The sequence below is a fragment of the Burkholderiales bacterium genome (assembly GCA_015075645.1).
In the GTDB taxonomy this organism is placed as follows: domain Bacteria; phylum Pseudomonadota; class Gammaproteobacteria; order Burkholderiales; family Casimicrobiaceae; genus VBCG01.
Map to the genome: position 1 here is coordinate 345,846 of JABTUF010000007.1, position 13,667 is coordinate 359,512.

Annotated in this window: 16 protein-coding genes and 1 tRNA gene; 13 read left to right on the plus strand and 4 right to left on the minus strand. The window is 73.2% G+C overall.

Annotated elements, in window-relative coordinates; all coding sequences use genetic code 11:
• From holB to mltG, 3 genes are all read right to left on the minus strand, one after another.
• Positions 1-1,044: a DNA polymerase III subunit delta' gene (holB, locus tag HS109_19530; protein ID MBE7524540.1), complete on the minus strand. Its 1,044-nt coding sequence runs from the start codon at positions 1,042-1,044 to the stop codon at positions 1-3.
• On the minus strand, positions 1,041-1,670 hold the full coding sequence (locus tag HS109_19535) for a dTMP kinase (protein MBE7524541.1): 630 nt from the start codon (positions 1,668-1,670) through the stop codon (positions 1,041-1,043). The genes holB and HS109_19535 overlap by 4 nt, the downstream gene beginning before the upstream one ends.
• Positions 1,671-1,764: 94 nt before the next feature.
• Positions 1,765-2,772 carry an endolytic transglycosylase MltG gene (gene mltG / locus HS109_19540; GenBank protein ID MBE7524542.1) on the minus strand — a complete coding sequence of 336 codons (1,008 nt, stop codon included), beginning with the start codon at positions 2,770-2,772 and terminating at the stop codon, positions 1,765-1,767.
• A gap of 49 nt (positions 2,773-2,821) precedes the next feature.
• Between mltG and gspG the strand changes: the two genes are divergently transcribed.
• The 10 genes from gspG (at position 2,822) to HS109_19590 (ending at position 9,261) form a co-directional block, all read left to right on the plus strand.
• Positions 2,822-3,259, plus strand: coding sequence for a type II secretion system major pseudopilin GspG (gene gspG / locus HS109_19545; GenBank protein ID MBE7524543.1), 438 nt, complete (start codon positions 2,822-2,824; stop codon positions 3,257-3,259).
• On the plus strand, positions 3,247-3,762 hold the full coding sequence (locus HS109_19550; GenBank protein MBE7524544.1) for a prepilin-type N-terminal cleavage/methylation domain-containing protein: 516 nt from the start codon (positions 3,247-3,249) through the stop codon (positions 3,760-3,762). The genes gspG and HS109_19550 overlap by 13 nt, the downstream gene beginning before the upstream one ends.
• Positions 3,759-4,139, plus strand: coding sequence for a type II secretion system minor pseudopilin GspI (gspI, locus tag HS109_19555; GenBank protein MBE7524545.1), 381 nt, complete (start codon positions 3,759-3,761; stop codon positions 4,137-4,139). The genes HS109_19550 and gspI overlap by 4 nt, the downstream gene beginning before the upstream one ends.
• Positions 4,136-4,729 carry a type II secretion system minor pseudopilin GspJ gene (gene gspJ / locus HS109_19560; GenBank protein ID MBE7524546.1) on the plus strand — a complete coding sequence of 198 codons (594 nt, stop codon included), beginning with the start codon at positions 4,136-4,138 and terminating at the stop codon, positions 4,727-4,729. Before gspI ends, gspJ begins: the two co-directional genes overlap by 4 nt.
• Positions 4,726-5,637, plus strand: a complete 912-nt coding sequence (gene gspK, locus HS109_19565; protein MBE7524547.1) for a type II secretion system minor pseudopilin GspK — start codon at positions 4,726-4,728, stop codon at positions 5,635-5,637. The genes gspJ and gspK overlap by 4 nt, the downstream gene beginning before the upstream one ends.
• 119 nt (positions 5,638-5,756) lie before the next feature.
• Positions 5,757-6,965 (plus strand): hypothetical protein, encoded by a 1,209-nt coding sequence (locus HS109_19570; GenBank protein ID MBE7524548.1) that lies wholly within the window; start codon positions 5,757-5,759, stop codon positions 6,963-6,965.
• Entirely contained in the window at positions 6,965-7,438 is a 474-nt protein-coding gene (locus HS109_19575; GenBank protein ID MBE7524549.1) for a type II secretion system protein M, read from the plus strand. Before HS109_19570 ends, HS109_19575 begins: the two co-directional genes overlap by 1 nt.
• A gap of 7 nt (positions 7,439-7,445) precedes the next feature.
• Positions 7,446-8,201, plus strand: coding sequence for a type II secretion system protein N (gene gspN, locus HS109_19580; protein ID MBE7524550.1), 756 nt, complete (start codon positions 7,446-7,448; stop codon positions 8,199-8,201).
• Positions 8,201-8,947, plus strand: coding sequence for a DUF1624 domain-containing protein (locus HS109_19585; GenBank protein MBE7524551.1), 747 nt, complete (start codon positions 8,201-8,203; stop codon positions 8,945-8,947). The genes gspN and HS109_19585 overlap by 1 nt, the downstream gene beginning before the upstream one ends.
• Positions 8,948-9,184: 237 nt before the next feature.
• Positions 9,185-9,261: transfer RNA gene (locus HS109_19590), tRNA-Val, on the plus strand.
• 92 nt (positions 9,262-9,353) lie between these two features.
• On the opposite strand, the gene HS109_19595 is transcribed toward HS109_19590, so the two are convergent.
• On the minus strand, positions 9,354-10,418 hold the full coding sequence (locus tag HS109_19595) for a PLP-dependent cysteine synthase family protein (GenBank protein ID MBE7524552.1): 1,065 nt from the start codon (positions 10,416-10,418) through the stop codon (positions 9,354-9,356).
• A gap of 116 nt (positions 10,419-10,534) precedes the next feature.
• On the opposite strand from HS109_19595, the gene HS109_19600 reads away from it, so the two are divergent.
• The 3 genes from HS109_19600 to HS109_19610 all read left to right on the plus strand — a co-directional run bounded on the left by HS109_19600 (position 10,535) and on the right by HS109_19610 (position 13,659).
• Positions 10,535-11,455 (plus strand): LysR family transcriptional regulator, encoded by a 921-nt coding sequence (locus tag HS109_19600; GenBank protein MBE7524553.1) that lies wholly within the window; start codon positions 10,535-10,537, stop codon positions 11,453-11,455.
• Positions 11,456-11,621: 166 nt separating this feature from the next.
• Entirely contained in the window at positions 11,622-12,635 is a 1,014-nt protein-coding gene (locus HS109_19605) for a uroporphyrinogen decarboxylase (GenBank protein ID MBE7524554.1), read from the plus strand.
• Positions 12,636-12,672: 37 nt separating this feature from the next.
• A complete protein-coding gene (locus HS109_19610) occupies positions 12,673-13,659 on the plus strand; it encodes a tripartite tricarboxylate transporter substrate binding protein (GenBank protein MBE7524555.1) in 987 nt (328 codons plus the stop codon).
• The last annotated feature ends 8 nt before the right edge of the window (positions 13,660-13,667 follow it).

A 13,667-nucleotide genomic window follows, 5' to 3' on the forward strand; every position in this document is an offset into this window, starting at 1 on the left:
TCAGGCGAAGAGCGTTCGGTAGTCGGAGACGAGCGCTTCGGCGACGAGCCGCGGCTGCAGCGGATGGGCGATCCGGGCGCGCTCCGTCAGGACCGCGCGATGATAGCGGCAAAGGTCGATCCTCGCCACCCGCGGCGCGAGCGAGGCGAGCGCGCCAGCCCGCCCGGGCAGGCGCAATGGCGCCCCGCCCGCCGCCACGCGCGCGAGGTCCGCGGTCCAGGCGACGATCGCATCCAGCGCCGCTGCGAGCCGCGCTTTGCGCTCGTCCTTGCCGCCCGCGTCGATCCGTGCGCCGAGCGCGATCGGCGCAAGGCGGCGCGGTTCGGAGAGCGCGTCGTACCAGGCGTCGCGTTCGTCCCGACTGCCGGACTCCGCGAGCGCCAGCGCCGCGAGCGGCGCGCCGCCCGCCTCGGCGAGCAGCGCTTCGGCGCCGACGACCCCTCGTTCCGCGAGCCAGGCCGCCGAATCCTCGACCGACGGCCGCGGCGCCGCGACGCGCAGGCAGCGGCTCGCGACCGTCGGCAGCAGCCGGCCGGGCTGGTCCGACGTGAGCACGAGCAGCGCGCCGGCCGGCGGCTCCTCCAGCGTCTTCAAGAGCGCGTTGGAGGCCTCGGCGGTCATGCGTTCCGCGGGCGCGACGACCGCGACGCGGCGCCCGGCGCGGTGCGCGCTCGTCTGCGTCATGTCGATCACCGCGCGCACGCGGTCGACGACGATTTCGGCGACCGGTTCCCAGGTCTCGCCCTTCTCGTCGTAGTCCCACAGGTCGAGCACGCGGAGGTCAGGGTGCGTGCGCGCCGACACGTAGCCGCATCCGGCGCAGGTTCCGCAGGCGAGACCCTCGGCGCGCGGCGACTCGCACAAGAGCGCCTGCGCGAGGTGCAGCGCGAGCGTCTTCTTGCCGAGGCCCGCGGGCCCGGTGACGAGATGCGCGTGGTGCATCCGATCGCGCGCGCGCAAACGCTCGACCAGCCAGTCGCGCTGCCACGGGAGCGGCGCGGGCCAGGGCTCCGGCGACGACGAGGCGGGCGCGTCGTCGCTCACAGCGCCAGCACGATGCGCGCGAGTTCCGCGCGCACCGCCTCCTGCGGCCGGGTCGAGTCGATGATGCGGAAGCGCGCCGGTTCGGCCCGCGCGCGCGCGAGGTAGGTCGCGCGGACCCGCTCGGGAAAGCCGTCGCCCTCGCGCTCGAACTTGTCGAGGTCGCGCCCCTGCGCGCGCGCGCGCTCGAGCCGTTCGCGCGACACCGCGCTCGGCACGTCGAACAGGATCGTGACGTCCGGCCGGCAGTCGCCATGCACCCACGCTTCGAGCCAGGCGATGCGCTCGCCGTCGACGCCATGGCCGCCGCCCTGGTAGGCCCAGGTCGCGTCGGTGAAACGGTCGCACAGCACCCAGTCGCCGCGCGCGAGCGCGGGACCGATCACGCGGCGGAGGTGCTCGGCGCGCGCGGCGAACATGAGGAGCGTCTCGGCGTCGTGGTCCATCGGCTCGTGCAGGAGGAGTTCGCGCAGCGCCTCGCCCGCGGGCGTGCCGCCCGGCTCGCGCGTCGCGACGACCGCGTGCCCGCGCGCGCGCATCCGCTCGGCGAGGAAGTCGACGTGCGTGCTCTTGCCGGCGCCGTCGATGCCTTCGAGCGTGACGAAACGGCCGCGCGCCGCGTGCGTCATCCGGCGCACCCGCGGACGGCATGGAGAATCGTCGGACGGCCGCGGGATCGCGTCCCGGCGGCGGACGGGGCGCGCGGCGCGCTTCGGAGAGGGTTCATCGCTTCTGGTATTTTGCCACCGCGCGATTGTGCTCCGCGAGCGTCGCCGAGAATTCGCTGCTGCCGTCGCCGCGCGCCACGAAGTACAGGTAGGGCGTCGCGGGCGGATCGACGACCGCGTCGAGCGAGGCCTGCGACGGCAGCGCGATCGGCGTCGGCGGCAGGCCGTCGCGCGTGTAGGTGTTCCACGGCGTGTCGGCCTCGAGGTCGCGCTTCCGGAGGTTGCCGTCGAACGCGTCGCCCATGCCGTAGATCACGGTCGGATCCGCCTGCAGGCGCATGCCGCGCTTCAGGCGATTGACGAGGACCGAGGCGATCGCCGGACGGTCGGCCGGCCGGCCGGTCTCCTTCTCGACGATCGAGGCGAGGATCAGGGCTTCGTAGGGTGACGCGAGCGGCAGTCCGGGCTGGCGCCGCGCCCACGCGGCTTCGAGGCGCGCGCGCAACTGACCATGCGCGCGCGCGAGCAGCGCACGGTCTCCGCTGCCGCTGGCGTAGAAATAGGTGTCCGGGAAGAACTGTCCTTCGAGCGACGGCGCGTCGATGCCGAGCGTCGCCGCGATCTCGTCGGTCGTGCGATCGGCGAGCGCGTGCGCGAGCGAGGGCTCCGCCGCGACGCGCTTCAGGAGGTCTCGCGCGGTCGAGCCCTCGACGAAGGTGATCGACGTCTGCGTGACGTCGCCCTGCGTCAGCTTCGCGAGCAGCGCGTGGAGGTCGACCGTCCCGTCGAACGCGTACTGCCCCGCCTTGACCGAACGGTCGACGCCCTTCGCGCGCGCGAGGAGCGTGAGGAACGCCGGGTGCACGAGCACGCCGTCGTCGGCGAGCCTGCGCCCGATCGAGGCCACCGTCGCGCCCGGCCGCACCTCGAGCGTGTAGGGCGTGGCGGGCAACGGCAGCGCTCGCCCGACCCACCACACCAGGAACGCCGCCACGAGGCCGAAGACGACCGCGAGCGAGACGAGCGTTCGCGCGACGAAGCGCAGGACGGAGAAGCCGGGCATCGGGGATCGGCGCACCGGGGCGCGCGGGTGCGGCGATTATAATCGGCGCATGCCGCACTCCCCCGCACGCCGTGCCCGCGGCTTCACGCTGATCGAGATCATGGTCGTGATCGTGATCCTGGGCGTGCTCGCGGCGCTCGTCGTGCCTCGGGTGCTCGACCGTCCCGAAGAGGCGCGGCGCGTCGCGGCGAAGTCGGACATCGCCGCGATCGTCGGCGCGCTCAAGCTCTACCGCCTCGACAACACGCGCTACCCGACCGGCGAGCAGGGCCTCGTCGCGCTCGTGACCCGTCCCGACCAACCGCCGGTGCCGGGCAACTGGAAACCCGGCGGCTACCTCGAGAAGCTGCCGAAGGACCCGTGGGGCCGCGCGTACAGATACCTCAATCCCGGCCTCAAGGGCGAGATCGACGTCTACAGCACCGGAGCCGACGGCGAGCCGGGCGGCACCGGGCCGGACGCCGACATCGGGTCGTGGGACGACTGACCACAGGCGTCTTTGCACGATCCCGCCGGCCGGGGGCCGGGTTCACGCTGGTCGAAATCCTGATCGCGCTCGCGATCGTCGCGATCGCGTCGTCCGCGGCCTGGCTCGCGTGGCGCTCCGGCGACGATGCGTCGCTGCGTCGCGAGGCCGATCGCTTCGCCGGCGCGATCGAGTACGCGGCCGAACGCGCGCAGTGGCGGCACGAGGACCTCGGCGTCAGCACCACGCCGCAGGGGTGGCGCTTCTGGCGCCGCGACAACGATCGGGGCGAGTGGCTGCCGGTCGCCGGCGACGACGTCCTGGCCGCGCGCGACCTTCCCGAGGGCACGACGATCGTCGCCTCGTCGGTCGCGGGACGGCCGATCGCGCCGGGTGCGCCGGTTCCGCTCCGCGCGAGCGGCCGAAACGATCCGTCGAGCTTCGTGTTCGCGTCGGGAGACCTGCGCGTGCGCGTCGACACCGACCCGCTGAACCGCGTCGCCGTGACGAAGGAGGCGCAGTGACGCGCCGCACGCCGCGCGGCTTCACGCTGGTGGAGATCCTCGTCGCGCTCGCGGTCGTCGCGGTCGCGCTCGCCGCCGGCATGCGCGCGCTCGCGCAATCGGCCGACGGCGCCGGAACGCTCAAGGCGCGCACGCTCGCGATGTGGGTCGCGCAGAATCGGTTGGCGGCGGCGCACCTCGCCGAAGCGCTGCCCTCGACCGGGGAGCGGAGCGGCGCGGCGGTCCAGGCGAACCAGGCGTTCGTCTGGCGCGAGAAGGTGGGCGGCACCCCGAACCCGGCCTTCCGGCGCATCGACATCGAGGTCGCCGCGTCCGACGAGCCCGCCTACGTGCTCGCGCGCCTGACCGGCTACATCGCGGGCACGCCGCCGCCGTGAGCCCGCGTCGCGACCGACGCCAAGGCGCGCGCGGCTTCACGCTGGTGGAGATCCTCGTCGCGCTCGCGGTGCTCGCAGTGCTCGCGACCTTCGCGTGGCGCGCCACCGCGTCGCTCGTCGACGGCGAAGCGCGGCTCACCGGCGAGGCGAAGCGCTGGCAGGCGCTCGACGCGCTGTTCGCCCGCATCGAGGGCGACGTGGCCGCCGCGCTGCCGCGCGCGGTGCGCGTGCCGGGCGGCCGCGAGAGTGCGTGGCAGGGCACGGTCGATGCGAACGGGCAGTCGACGTTCGCGTTCACGCGCGCGGGCAGCGACCCGGGCGCGGAAGGCACGAGGATCGCCTATCGCCTGGCCGGCGACACCGTCGAGATCGCGTACTGGCCGCGCCTCGACCGTGCCGCGAGCGCCAGGCCCGCGCGCTACGCGCTCGTCGGCGGCATCTCGCGCTTCGAGGCGCGCTACGCCGACGACGACGGCGAGTGGACCGACCGCTGGTCGCCGCCGCGCCGAAACGAACTGCCCGCGGCCGTCGCGATCACGCTGACGCTCGCCGAAGGCGGACGCATCGAGCGCGTGATGGTGCTGCGATGACGCCGGGCCGACAGCGAGGCGCGGCGCTCGTGGTCGCGATGCTCGTCGCGGCGATCGCCGCGGCCGTCGCGACGACGCTCGTCGTCGACGGTTCGCGCTGGCAGGCCGTCGTCGAAGGACGCCGCGACCACGCACGCGCGGCCTCGCTCGCGTCGGCCGGCGTCCAGTGGGCGCGGCAGGCGCTCGCCGACGACGCGGCGCAGGGCACGATCGACCACCTGGACGAGCCCTGGGCGATTCCGCTGCCGGCCACGCCGGTCGAAGGCGGCAGCGTCGAAGGCCGGATCGAGGACGCGCAAGCGCGCCTCAACCTCAACGCGGCCGCCGGCGAGGACGCGTCATCCGCACGCGCCCGCGAACGCCTCGCGGCCCTCTTCGCGCGCCGCGGCGTCGACCCGGGACTCGTCGATGCGCTCGCCGACTGGATCGACGCCGACGGCACGGTGCGCGAGCACGGCGCCGAGGACGACGCGTACGGACGGGACGACGGCGTCGCCGCCAATGCGCCGCTCGCGCGCGCCGACGAACTCGCGGCCGTGCGCGGATTCACGCCGGCGGTCGTCGCCCGCGTGGCCGGAGCCGTGGTCGCGCTTCCCGCCGAGTCGACGCTCAACGTCAATACCGCGCCCGCCGACGTGCTGGCCGCGATCCTGCCCGCGCTCGACGCCGAAGCCCTCGCGTCGGTCGTCGCGATGCGCCGGGCGAAGCCGTTCGCTTCCGTCGACGACTTCCGCGCGCGCGTCGCGCGCGAGTTTCCGGCGCCGGACACGACCGGCCTCGGTGTCGCGAGCCGGTACTTCCTCGTGTCCGTCCGCGCGCGACAGGGCGAAGCGGTGGTGCTCGCCCGGGCGCTCGTGGTGCGCGACGGTCGCGCCATGCCGCGGGTCGCATGGCAGGTTCTCGACTGACCGGTCGACCGCATGACGCCGCGTCCGCCGATCGGCCACCCCCTCGCCCGCGCCCCGCGCTCGCGCCGCCGTGCCGCGCGAGGCGACGGAGCCGCGCGCCTCATCTACACTTGCGCGCCATGACCACGCTGCGCGTCCTTTTGCCCTCGCCGTTCGATCCCGCGGCCGACGCGCGCTGGTGGCGAGCGAGCGACGACGGTCGCCTGCTCGACCGCGGTCTCGCGCCGCCGGGCGACTGGCCCCGCGCGGATCGCATCGAGGTCGCGGTCGCGGCTTCCGACGTGCGGTGGGTCGCCCTGGCGCTGCCGCCGATGAGCGACACGAGACGCGCGGGAGCGGCGGCGTTCGCGCTGGACGACCAGATCGCCGCTCCGGTCGAGGCGTCGCATCTGCATCTCTCCTCGCCCGCGGGCGCCGCCGGCGCAACGATCGCCCGCGTCGTCGACCGGGCGACGATCTCATGGCTCGCCGAGCGGCGACCGGCCATTGATCGCGCGGTCGCCGAGCCCGACCTCGCGCCGGCCGACGGCGCATGGCATTGGTGCGAGAACGGCGCCGGACGAGGGTTCGTCAAGCGGCCCGACGGTTGTGCGTTCGCGACTAGCGCCGGCATCGACGGCGCGCTGCCGGCCGAACTGCGCATCGCGCTCGCCCGCGCACGGCAGGAGTCCGCACCGGGGACGCCGCGCATCGTGGTCGACGCCGACGTCGCGCCCGCACAGTTGGACGCCTGGTCGCAGGCCACCGGCGCTGCGTTCGTGCGCGGCACGGCGTGGTCGCCGGAGCGCGTGCCCGCCCGCGCCTGGCGCGACGCGCCCGACCTTCGCGACGGCTTCGCCGCGACGTCGGCCACGACCGGTTCGATCGCGAAGGCGTTCGTGCCCGCCGCCGTGCTGCTCGCCGCCGCGCTGGCGTTGCACGTCGTGGCCACCCTCGGCGGCTGGCTCCACGACCGCTACGCCGCCTGGCGCGCCGACCGTGCGGTCGTCGAACTCGCGCGCGACGCGTGGATCGATGGCGTGTCCGACGCGGCGACCGCGGAGCGGGCGCTGGCGAAGCGTGCCGCCTCCGTGTTGCATGCCTCCGCCCGCATCGCGGACGACGACTTCCTGTCGCTCCTCGCCCGCGCCGCGCCCGCGCTCTCGGCGCTGCCGCCGGGCACGCTGCGCAAGCTCACCTACGGCGACGGGCGGCTCGTCGCGGAACTCGGGGGCCTCGACGATTCCCGCGTCTCCACGCTCGTCCGTGAACTCGCCGGCGCTGGACTCGCACCGGTCGCCGCTCCGGTCGGCGGCGGCGTGCGCCTCGCCCTGTCGATGGGTTCCTGATGGCCACCGGCGCGCTGCGGGAACGCTGGTACTCGCTCGCAGCACGAGAGCGGCGCTTCGTCGTCCTGGGTGTGCTCGTCGTCGGCGCCGCGCTCGCCCATGGGGTGCTGTGGCGGCCGGTCGTTGCCGACCTTCCCCGCGCCGAGCGCGAGGCAATCCGCGCCGAAACGCGGCTCGCGCACGCACGCGCCGCCGCGCTCACGGGCGGCGCCCGAGGCGAAGCGCCGGCGCGCGAACCGCTGGACGGCACGGTTCGCGCGGCGCTCGCGCGCGCCGGCGTCGCCCCCGCCGACGCCACGCTGGACTCGACTCCTGGCCGCGCGACGCTCGTGCTCCCGTCGGTGCGCTTCGACACGCTGGTGGCCCTGCTCGACGCGCTCGCGCGCGAGGCCGCCGTCCACGTCGTCGACGCGACGATCGCCGCGCGCGTCGAGCCGGGCCGCGTTCGCGCGGAACTCACGCTGTCACGCTGACGCCCCGATGGGCCGACTCTCCGCGCTCGTGCTGTTCGCGCTCGTCGTCGCGGTGACGGTGCTCGCGCTGCAGGCGCCCGCCGCATGGTTCGTGCACCGGCTCGCCGCCGCGCTCGGCGGATCGGTGCGGATCCTGGATGCCGAGGGCACCGTGTGGAACGGGCGCGGCATCCTCGCGAGTCCCGACGGCCGCTGGAAGGTGCCGGTCGGATGGCACCTGCGGGCGGCACCGCTCCTGCGCGGCGAGGTCGAGGTGGAACTCGAACCGCAGCAGGGCCGGGACACGCCGCGAGGTGTGCTCCGGCTGTCGCGCTCCGGAGTCGCGGCACGGGGACTCGTCGTCGACCTGCCCGCCTCCGCGCTGTCGAGCGCCTTCGCCGGCGAGGCCCCCGTCGCGTTCGGGGGTTCGATCCGCATCGACGCCCGAGACGTCGACATCGAAGGCAATGCGGGTCGCGGCACCGTCGCGGCGCACTGGGAACGCGCACGGCTCGGCGCCGCCGACGGCACGAGCGTCGCGCTCGGAGTCGTGCGCGCCACGTTCACGCCGCGCGACGGCGTGCTGGCCGGCACGATCGGCAACGAGGGGGGTGAGGTCGCGGTCGACGGCACGATGACGCTCTCCGCCGGCGGCATCACGCTCGACGCATCGCTCGTGCCGCGCGGGGGCGCCGGCGATTCGACCGCGCGCGTCCTGGGTCAACTGGGCCCGGTCGACGGGCACGGCGCGGTCCGCCTGCGCTGGATCTCCGAGCGACGGTAGTGAGTACCCGACGCGCGCGGCGCGCCACGCGGGCGGCCGCGCCTGTGCGCTTCGCCTCGCTCGACGCGCTGCGCGGCGTCGCGATCGTCGCGATGATCGGCTACCACTTCTCGTTCGATCTCGCCCTGTTCCGCATCGCGCGCTTCGACTTCGAGCGCGAATGGTTCTGGCTCGTCGCCCGCGCCGTCATCGTGACCGCGTTCCTCGTCACCTCGGGCATCTCGCTCACGCTCGCGCGCGTGCAGGGCACCTCGGGCGCGAAGCGCTGGCGCCGGATCGCGCTCATCGCGGCGTGCGCCGCCACGGTCAGCGCGGCGAGCGCCCTCGCGTTCCCGCGCACCTGGATATCGTTCGGCATCCTGCACGCGATCGCCGTCGCCTCGGTGCTCGCCTGGCCGCTCACGCGCGCACCGCGGCTCGCGCTCGCATCCGGCATCGCCGCGATCGCCGCGGGACTCGCGTTCTCTCATCCGGCGTTCGACACACGCGCGCTCTCGTGGATCGGCTTCACGACGGTGAAACCGCCGACCGAGGACTACGTGCCGCTCTTCCCCTGGCTCGGCGCCGTGCTCGTCGGCGTGTGGCTGGGGGCGATCCTCGCGAAGCGCTCCTTCGCGCCGCTCGCGGGGCTCGCGAAGGCACCGCGCGCGATCCAGTGGCTGGGTCGCCACAGCCTCGCCGTCTACATGCTCCACCAGCCGGTCCTCATCGGCGCGCTCGCGGTTGGACTGGGCAGGTGGCCGTGAGCAGTTGTCAGTTGTCAGTTGTCAGTTGTCAGTGGCGGCGGAGTTTCCGGGGCGGCGCGTCAAGCGCCGGGTTCAGGAGTCAGGAGTCAGTTGACAGGTGACAGTAGCGGCGGAGTTTCTGGTGGCGGCGCATGAAGCGCCGATGCCGTTTCTCGGCATGTCCGACCGCTGGAGACAGAATTACTGCGCGGCGGGTGCGGTGGCGGTGCCGGCGATCTGATATAGTGGAGGGCTATTAGGCGCGTAGCTCAGCTGGTTAGAGCACCACCTTGACATGGTGGGGGTCGTTGGTTCGAGTCCAATCGCGCCTACCATTTCCCTCGTCGCCGCCCGATTCCCGGGCGCGCGCGACTTTCCCTCAGGGCGATTCCCGCTGCCGCCGCGTGCGGTCCTGACGAAACGAGGCTCAGGCGGTCCAGCGGCCCGACCCAACCGCACGCTCCAGCCGCGCCACGTGCGGCGCGACGTCGTAGCCGTTGGCGGTGAGCCACGCATCGTTGTAGTAGGTGTCGAGGTAGCGATCGCCGCCGTCGCAGGCGAGCGTGACGATCGAACCGGATTCACCGCGCTCCACCATGCCGCAGGCGAGTTCGAGCGCGCCGCAGAAATTGGTCCCGGTCGAGCCGCCGTAGCGGCGGCCGGCGAGGCGCTCGACCACGCGCATCGCGGCGTAGGACGCGTCGTTGGAGACGCGGATCATGCGGTCGACGACGCCCGGCTCGAACGACGGCTCGACGCGCGGACGGCCGATGCCTTCGACGTCGGAGCCGCCCTCGGCGGTGACCGACGCATCCCGGCTCTGGAAGTAGTCGTAGAACACCGAGCGCTCCGGATCGACGACACAGAGCTCCGTCGCGCAGCCGTGGTAGCGGATGTAGCGGCCGATCGTCGCCGACGTGCCGCCGGTGCCCGCGCCCACGACCACCCAGCGCGGCTGCGGGTGCGGCTCGCCGCGCATCTGCTCGAAGATCGATTCGGCGATGTTGTTGTTGCCGCGCCAGTCGGTCGCGCGCTCGGCGTAGGTGAACTGGTCCATGTAGTGGCCGCCGGTCTCGCGCGCGAGGCGCTCGGCCTCCGAATACACCTCGCCGGCGCTGTCGACCGCGTGGCAGCGCCCGCCGTAGTACTCGATCAGCGCGATCTTGGCGGGTGAGGTGCCCCGCGGCATCACCGCGACGAACGGCAGGCCCAGCATCCGGGCGAAATAGGCCTCGGACACGGCCGTGCTGCCCGACGACGCCTCGACGATGGTCGAGCCTTCGCCGATCCAGCCGTTGCACAGGCCATAGAGGAAGAGCGAGCGCGCGAGCCGGTGCTTGAGGCTTCCGGTCGGGTGCGTCGACTCGTCCTTGAGGTAGAGGTGCACCCCCGGCATCGCGGGCAGGTCGATCGCGATCAGGTGCGTGTCGGCCGAGCGCTGGAAGTCGCGCTCGATGCGGTGGACGGCTTCCTTGACCCAGGCGCTAGGCATCGTGTCGGCGCGGCGCGGGGATGGTGGGTCCGCGTCCGGCGGGGCGAAGTCTCGCATCGGGCATACTGGCGGACAAGCGTGAAGGACCGAATCCCGGTTTCGCCGCGCACGAATCCTTGCGCTACAGCCTCGTCGACCTGAAGCTCGTCGTCGCGATCGCCGACGCCGGCAACGTTTCGCGCGGCGCGGCGCGCTGCCACCTCGCGCCGTCGTCGGCGAGCCTGCGCATCCGCCAGCTCGAGGAATCGCTCGGGACGCCGCTGTTCCGGCGCGAGGCGCGCGGCGTGTCGCTCACCCCGGCCGGTCGTGCGATGCTCGAGCACTGCCGGCGCTGCCTCGCCGAACTCGAGCAGATGCACGCCGACCTCGCGCCCTACGCCCAGGGCGTGACCTCGCAGGTGCGCCTGTTCGCCAACTCGAGCGCGGTCGCCTCCTTCCTGCCCGACGACCTCGGCGCCTATCTGGGCGCCCACCCGGGCGTGCGCGTATCGCTGGAGGAACACGTGAGCGAGGACATCGTCGTCGCGGTCGCCGAAGGCCGCGCCGACCTCGGCGTCGTGACCTGGGACGACGAGCACCCGGACCTCGCGTTCGAGCCCTACCGGCACGACGAACTGGTCGTCGTCGCCCCCGCGGGGAGTCCGCTCGCCGCGGGCACCTCGGTACGGTTCGCCGACTGCCTGGTCCACCCGTTCGTGTCGCTGTGGAGCGAGTCGGCGATCCATCATTTCCTCGTCGATCGCGCCGCCGCGCTCGGCCGGACGATGGACGTCCGCATCCAGGTCGCGGGATTCGCCGCGGTGCTGTCGCTGGTGCGTGCGGGCGCCGGGATCGCCGTCCTGCCCCGCTCGGTGCTCCGTCCGCTCCATGCCGACGCCCTCGCGGTCCTCGCCTTGGACGAGCGCTGGGCCCCGCGCCGGCTGTCGCTGTGTTCCCCCCGCGATCGCGCGCGCATCACCGACCCGGCCAGGGCGCTCCTCGCGGCGCTGCGCCAACGCAGCGATGCGGGCACGCCGCCCTCGCGCCCGGCCCCTTAGCCGGTCCGGTCTCCCCACCCCACCGCACGGACCTCGCCGAGCGTTCGCACCGCGCGAATCGAGGATTCGGGTGTTCCCGTTTGCCCGGGCGGCGAGTCGATGCAAGACTTCCATCCTGACGGGCACCGCGGGCGGGCCCGGCAGCACGGACGAAAGGGATACGACGATGCAGGCGAACGATCACTGGGGGCGCGTCGAGCGCGCGTTGGCAGGCGAGGCAACCGACCGTCCGCCGATTGCGCTGTGGCGCCATTTCCCGGAGGACGACCAGCATGCCGACAAGCTCGCTGCGCACACGCTCGCATGGCAGAAACGCTGGGGGTTCGACCTGGTCAAATTCATGCCGTCGGGCACCTACGGCGTCGAGGACTTCGGAGCGGTCAGCGTGTGGAAGGAACAGCCGAACGGTGCGCGCACGGTGGTGAAGCCCGCGGTCGTGCGCACCGAGGACTGGGCGGCGATCCGCGACCTCGACGTGCGGCGCGGCAGCTACGGCCGGCAGAACGAGGCGCTGCGCTCAGCCGCGCGCGAACTCGGCGGCTCGGTGCCGATCCTGCAGACCGTGTTCTCGCCGATCACCACGGCCCGCAAACTCTCGACCGACCGTCTCTACGCGGACCTGCGCCGCTCGCCCGATGCCGTCCACCGGGCGCTGCGGGTCATCACCGACGTGACGATCCGCTTCGCCCTCGACGCGCTCGACGCGGGCGCGCACGGCGTGTTCTTCGCGACGCAGCAGGCGTCATGGCGCATCCTGAACGCCGACGAGTTCGCCCGCTTCGGCCGGGCCTACGACCTCGAGGTGTTCGCGGCGCTGAAGGGCAAGGCGCGCCTCAACATGCTGCACGCGCACGGCGACGACGTCATGTTCGACACGCTCGCCGCCTACCCGGTCGAGATGCTGAACTGGCACGACCGCACGGCCGAACCCGATCTGCGCGGCGCCTGTCCGCGCTTTCCCGGCGTTCTCGTCGGCGGCGTGAACGAGTACGGCGCGCTGCAGCGCTCGGATCTTCACGGCGTCGCGAGCGAAGTCCGCGACGCGATCGCGCAGACCGGCGGCAAGCGCCTGATGCTCGGACCCGGCTGCGTCGTGCCGATCTCGGTGACCGACGCCGCCATCGAAGCCGCGGTGCGCGCGGCGCGCGAGGGCGCGCCGTCGGGCTCCGCTTCCCGCTGACCGCCGCGCACGCGGCCCCACTGCCACGAGGAACGCCATGCAGATCATCCGCTGGATCACCCGCATCGCGGTCGCCGCCGCGCTCGCGACCGCCTTCGCCGCGCCGGCCATCGCGCAGGACTGGCCGGGCGGCAAGACCGTCCAGATCATCGTCCCCGCGCCCGGCGGCGGCGGAACCGGCGACACCATCGCGCGCGTGATCGCCGAGGAACTCGGCAAGCACCTCAAGACCTCCGTCATCATCGACAACAAGCCCGGCGCCAACGGCAACATCGGCGCGGCCTACGCGGCGCAGCAGTCGCCCGACGGCTACAAGCTGCTGTTCTCGTGGGCCGGCACGCTCGCGGTCAATCCCAGCCTCTACAAGGGCCTGAGCTACAACGCGCAGAAGGATTTCGTGCCGATCGTGCTGATCGCCGACGTGCCGAACATCCTCGTCGTCAACAACGACGTGCCCGCGAAGACCCTGTCGGAGTTCATCGCCTACGCCAAGGCCAACCCCGGCAAGCTCAACTTCGGCTCGACCGGCAACGGCAGCTCGATGCACCTCGCCGGCGAACTCTTCATGCGCGAGACCGGCGCGAAGATGGTCCACGTGCCGTACAACGCCCCGGGCACCGCGACGACCAACCTGATGGCGGGCGACATCCAGCTCATGTTCCAGTTGATCCCCGGCATCGCCGGCCAGGTCAAGGGCGGCAAGGTGCGCCCGATCGCCGTGATGGCCGACAAGCGCTCGCCGGCGCTGCCCGACGTGCCGACGACGGTCGAACTGGGCGCGCCGAAGCTCCTGTCGTCGACCTGGTTCGCGCTGCTCGCGCCGAAGGGCACGCCGGCGCCGATCGTCGACAAGCTGAACGCCGCGGTCAACGAGATCCTCAAGGATCCGGCGGTGAAGAAGCGCCTCGCCGACATGGGTGCGACCACGCTCGGCGGCACGCCGACGCAACTCGCCGAGCACCTGGCCGCGGAGACGGCGAAGTGGGGCAACGTGGTGCGCGCGGCGAACATCCAGATCCAGTAGACGTCGCC

Excerpts from the sequence above, each read along its gene's own strand:
- HS109_19570 (MBE7524548.1), top strand. The coding sequence starts at position 5,757 with ATGACCACGCTGCGCGTCCTTTTGCCCTCGCCGTTCGATCCCGCGGCC.
- HS109_19575 (MBE7524549.1), top strand. The coding sequence starts at position 6,965 with ATGGCCACCGGCGCGCTGCGGGAACGCTGGTACTCGCTCGCAGCACGA.
- gspN (MBE7524550.1), top strand. The coding sequence starts at position 7,446 with ATGGGCCGACTCTCCGCGCTCGTGCTGTTCGCGCTCGTCGTCGCGGTG.
- HS109_19610 (MBE7524555.1), top strand. The coding sequence starts at position 12,673 with ATGCAGATCATCCGCTGGATCACCCGCATCGCGGTCGCCGCCGCGCTC.
- mltG (MBE7524542.1), bottom strand. The coding sequence starts at position 2,772 with ATGCCCGGCTTCTCCGTCCTGCGCTTCGTCGCGCGAACGCTCGTCTCG.
- gspK (MBE7524547.1), top strand. The coding sequence starts at position 4,726 with ATGACGCCGGGCCGACAGCGAGGCGCGGCGCTCGTGGTCGCGATGCTC.
- HS109_19535 (MBE7524541.1), bottom strand. The coding sequence starts at position 1,670 with ATGACGCACGCGGCGCGCGGCCGTTTCGTCACGCTCGAAGGCATCGAC.
- gspG (MBE7524543.1), top strand. The coding sequence starts at position 2,822 with ATGCCGCACTCCCCCGCACGCCGTGCCCGCGGCTTCACGCTGATCGAG.
- HS109_19605 (MBE7524554.1), top strand. The coding sequence starts at position 11,622 with ATGCAGGCGAACGATCACTGGGGGCGCGTCGAGCGCGCGTTGGCAGGC.
- HS109_19595 (MBE7524552.1), bottom strand. The coding sequence starts at position 10,418 with ATGCCTAGCGCCTGGGTCAAGGAAGCCGTCCACCGCATCGAGCGCGAC.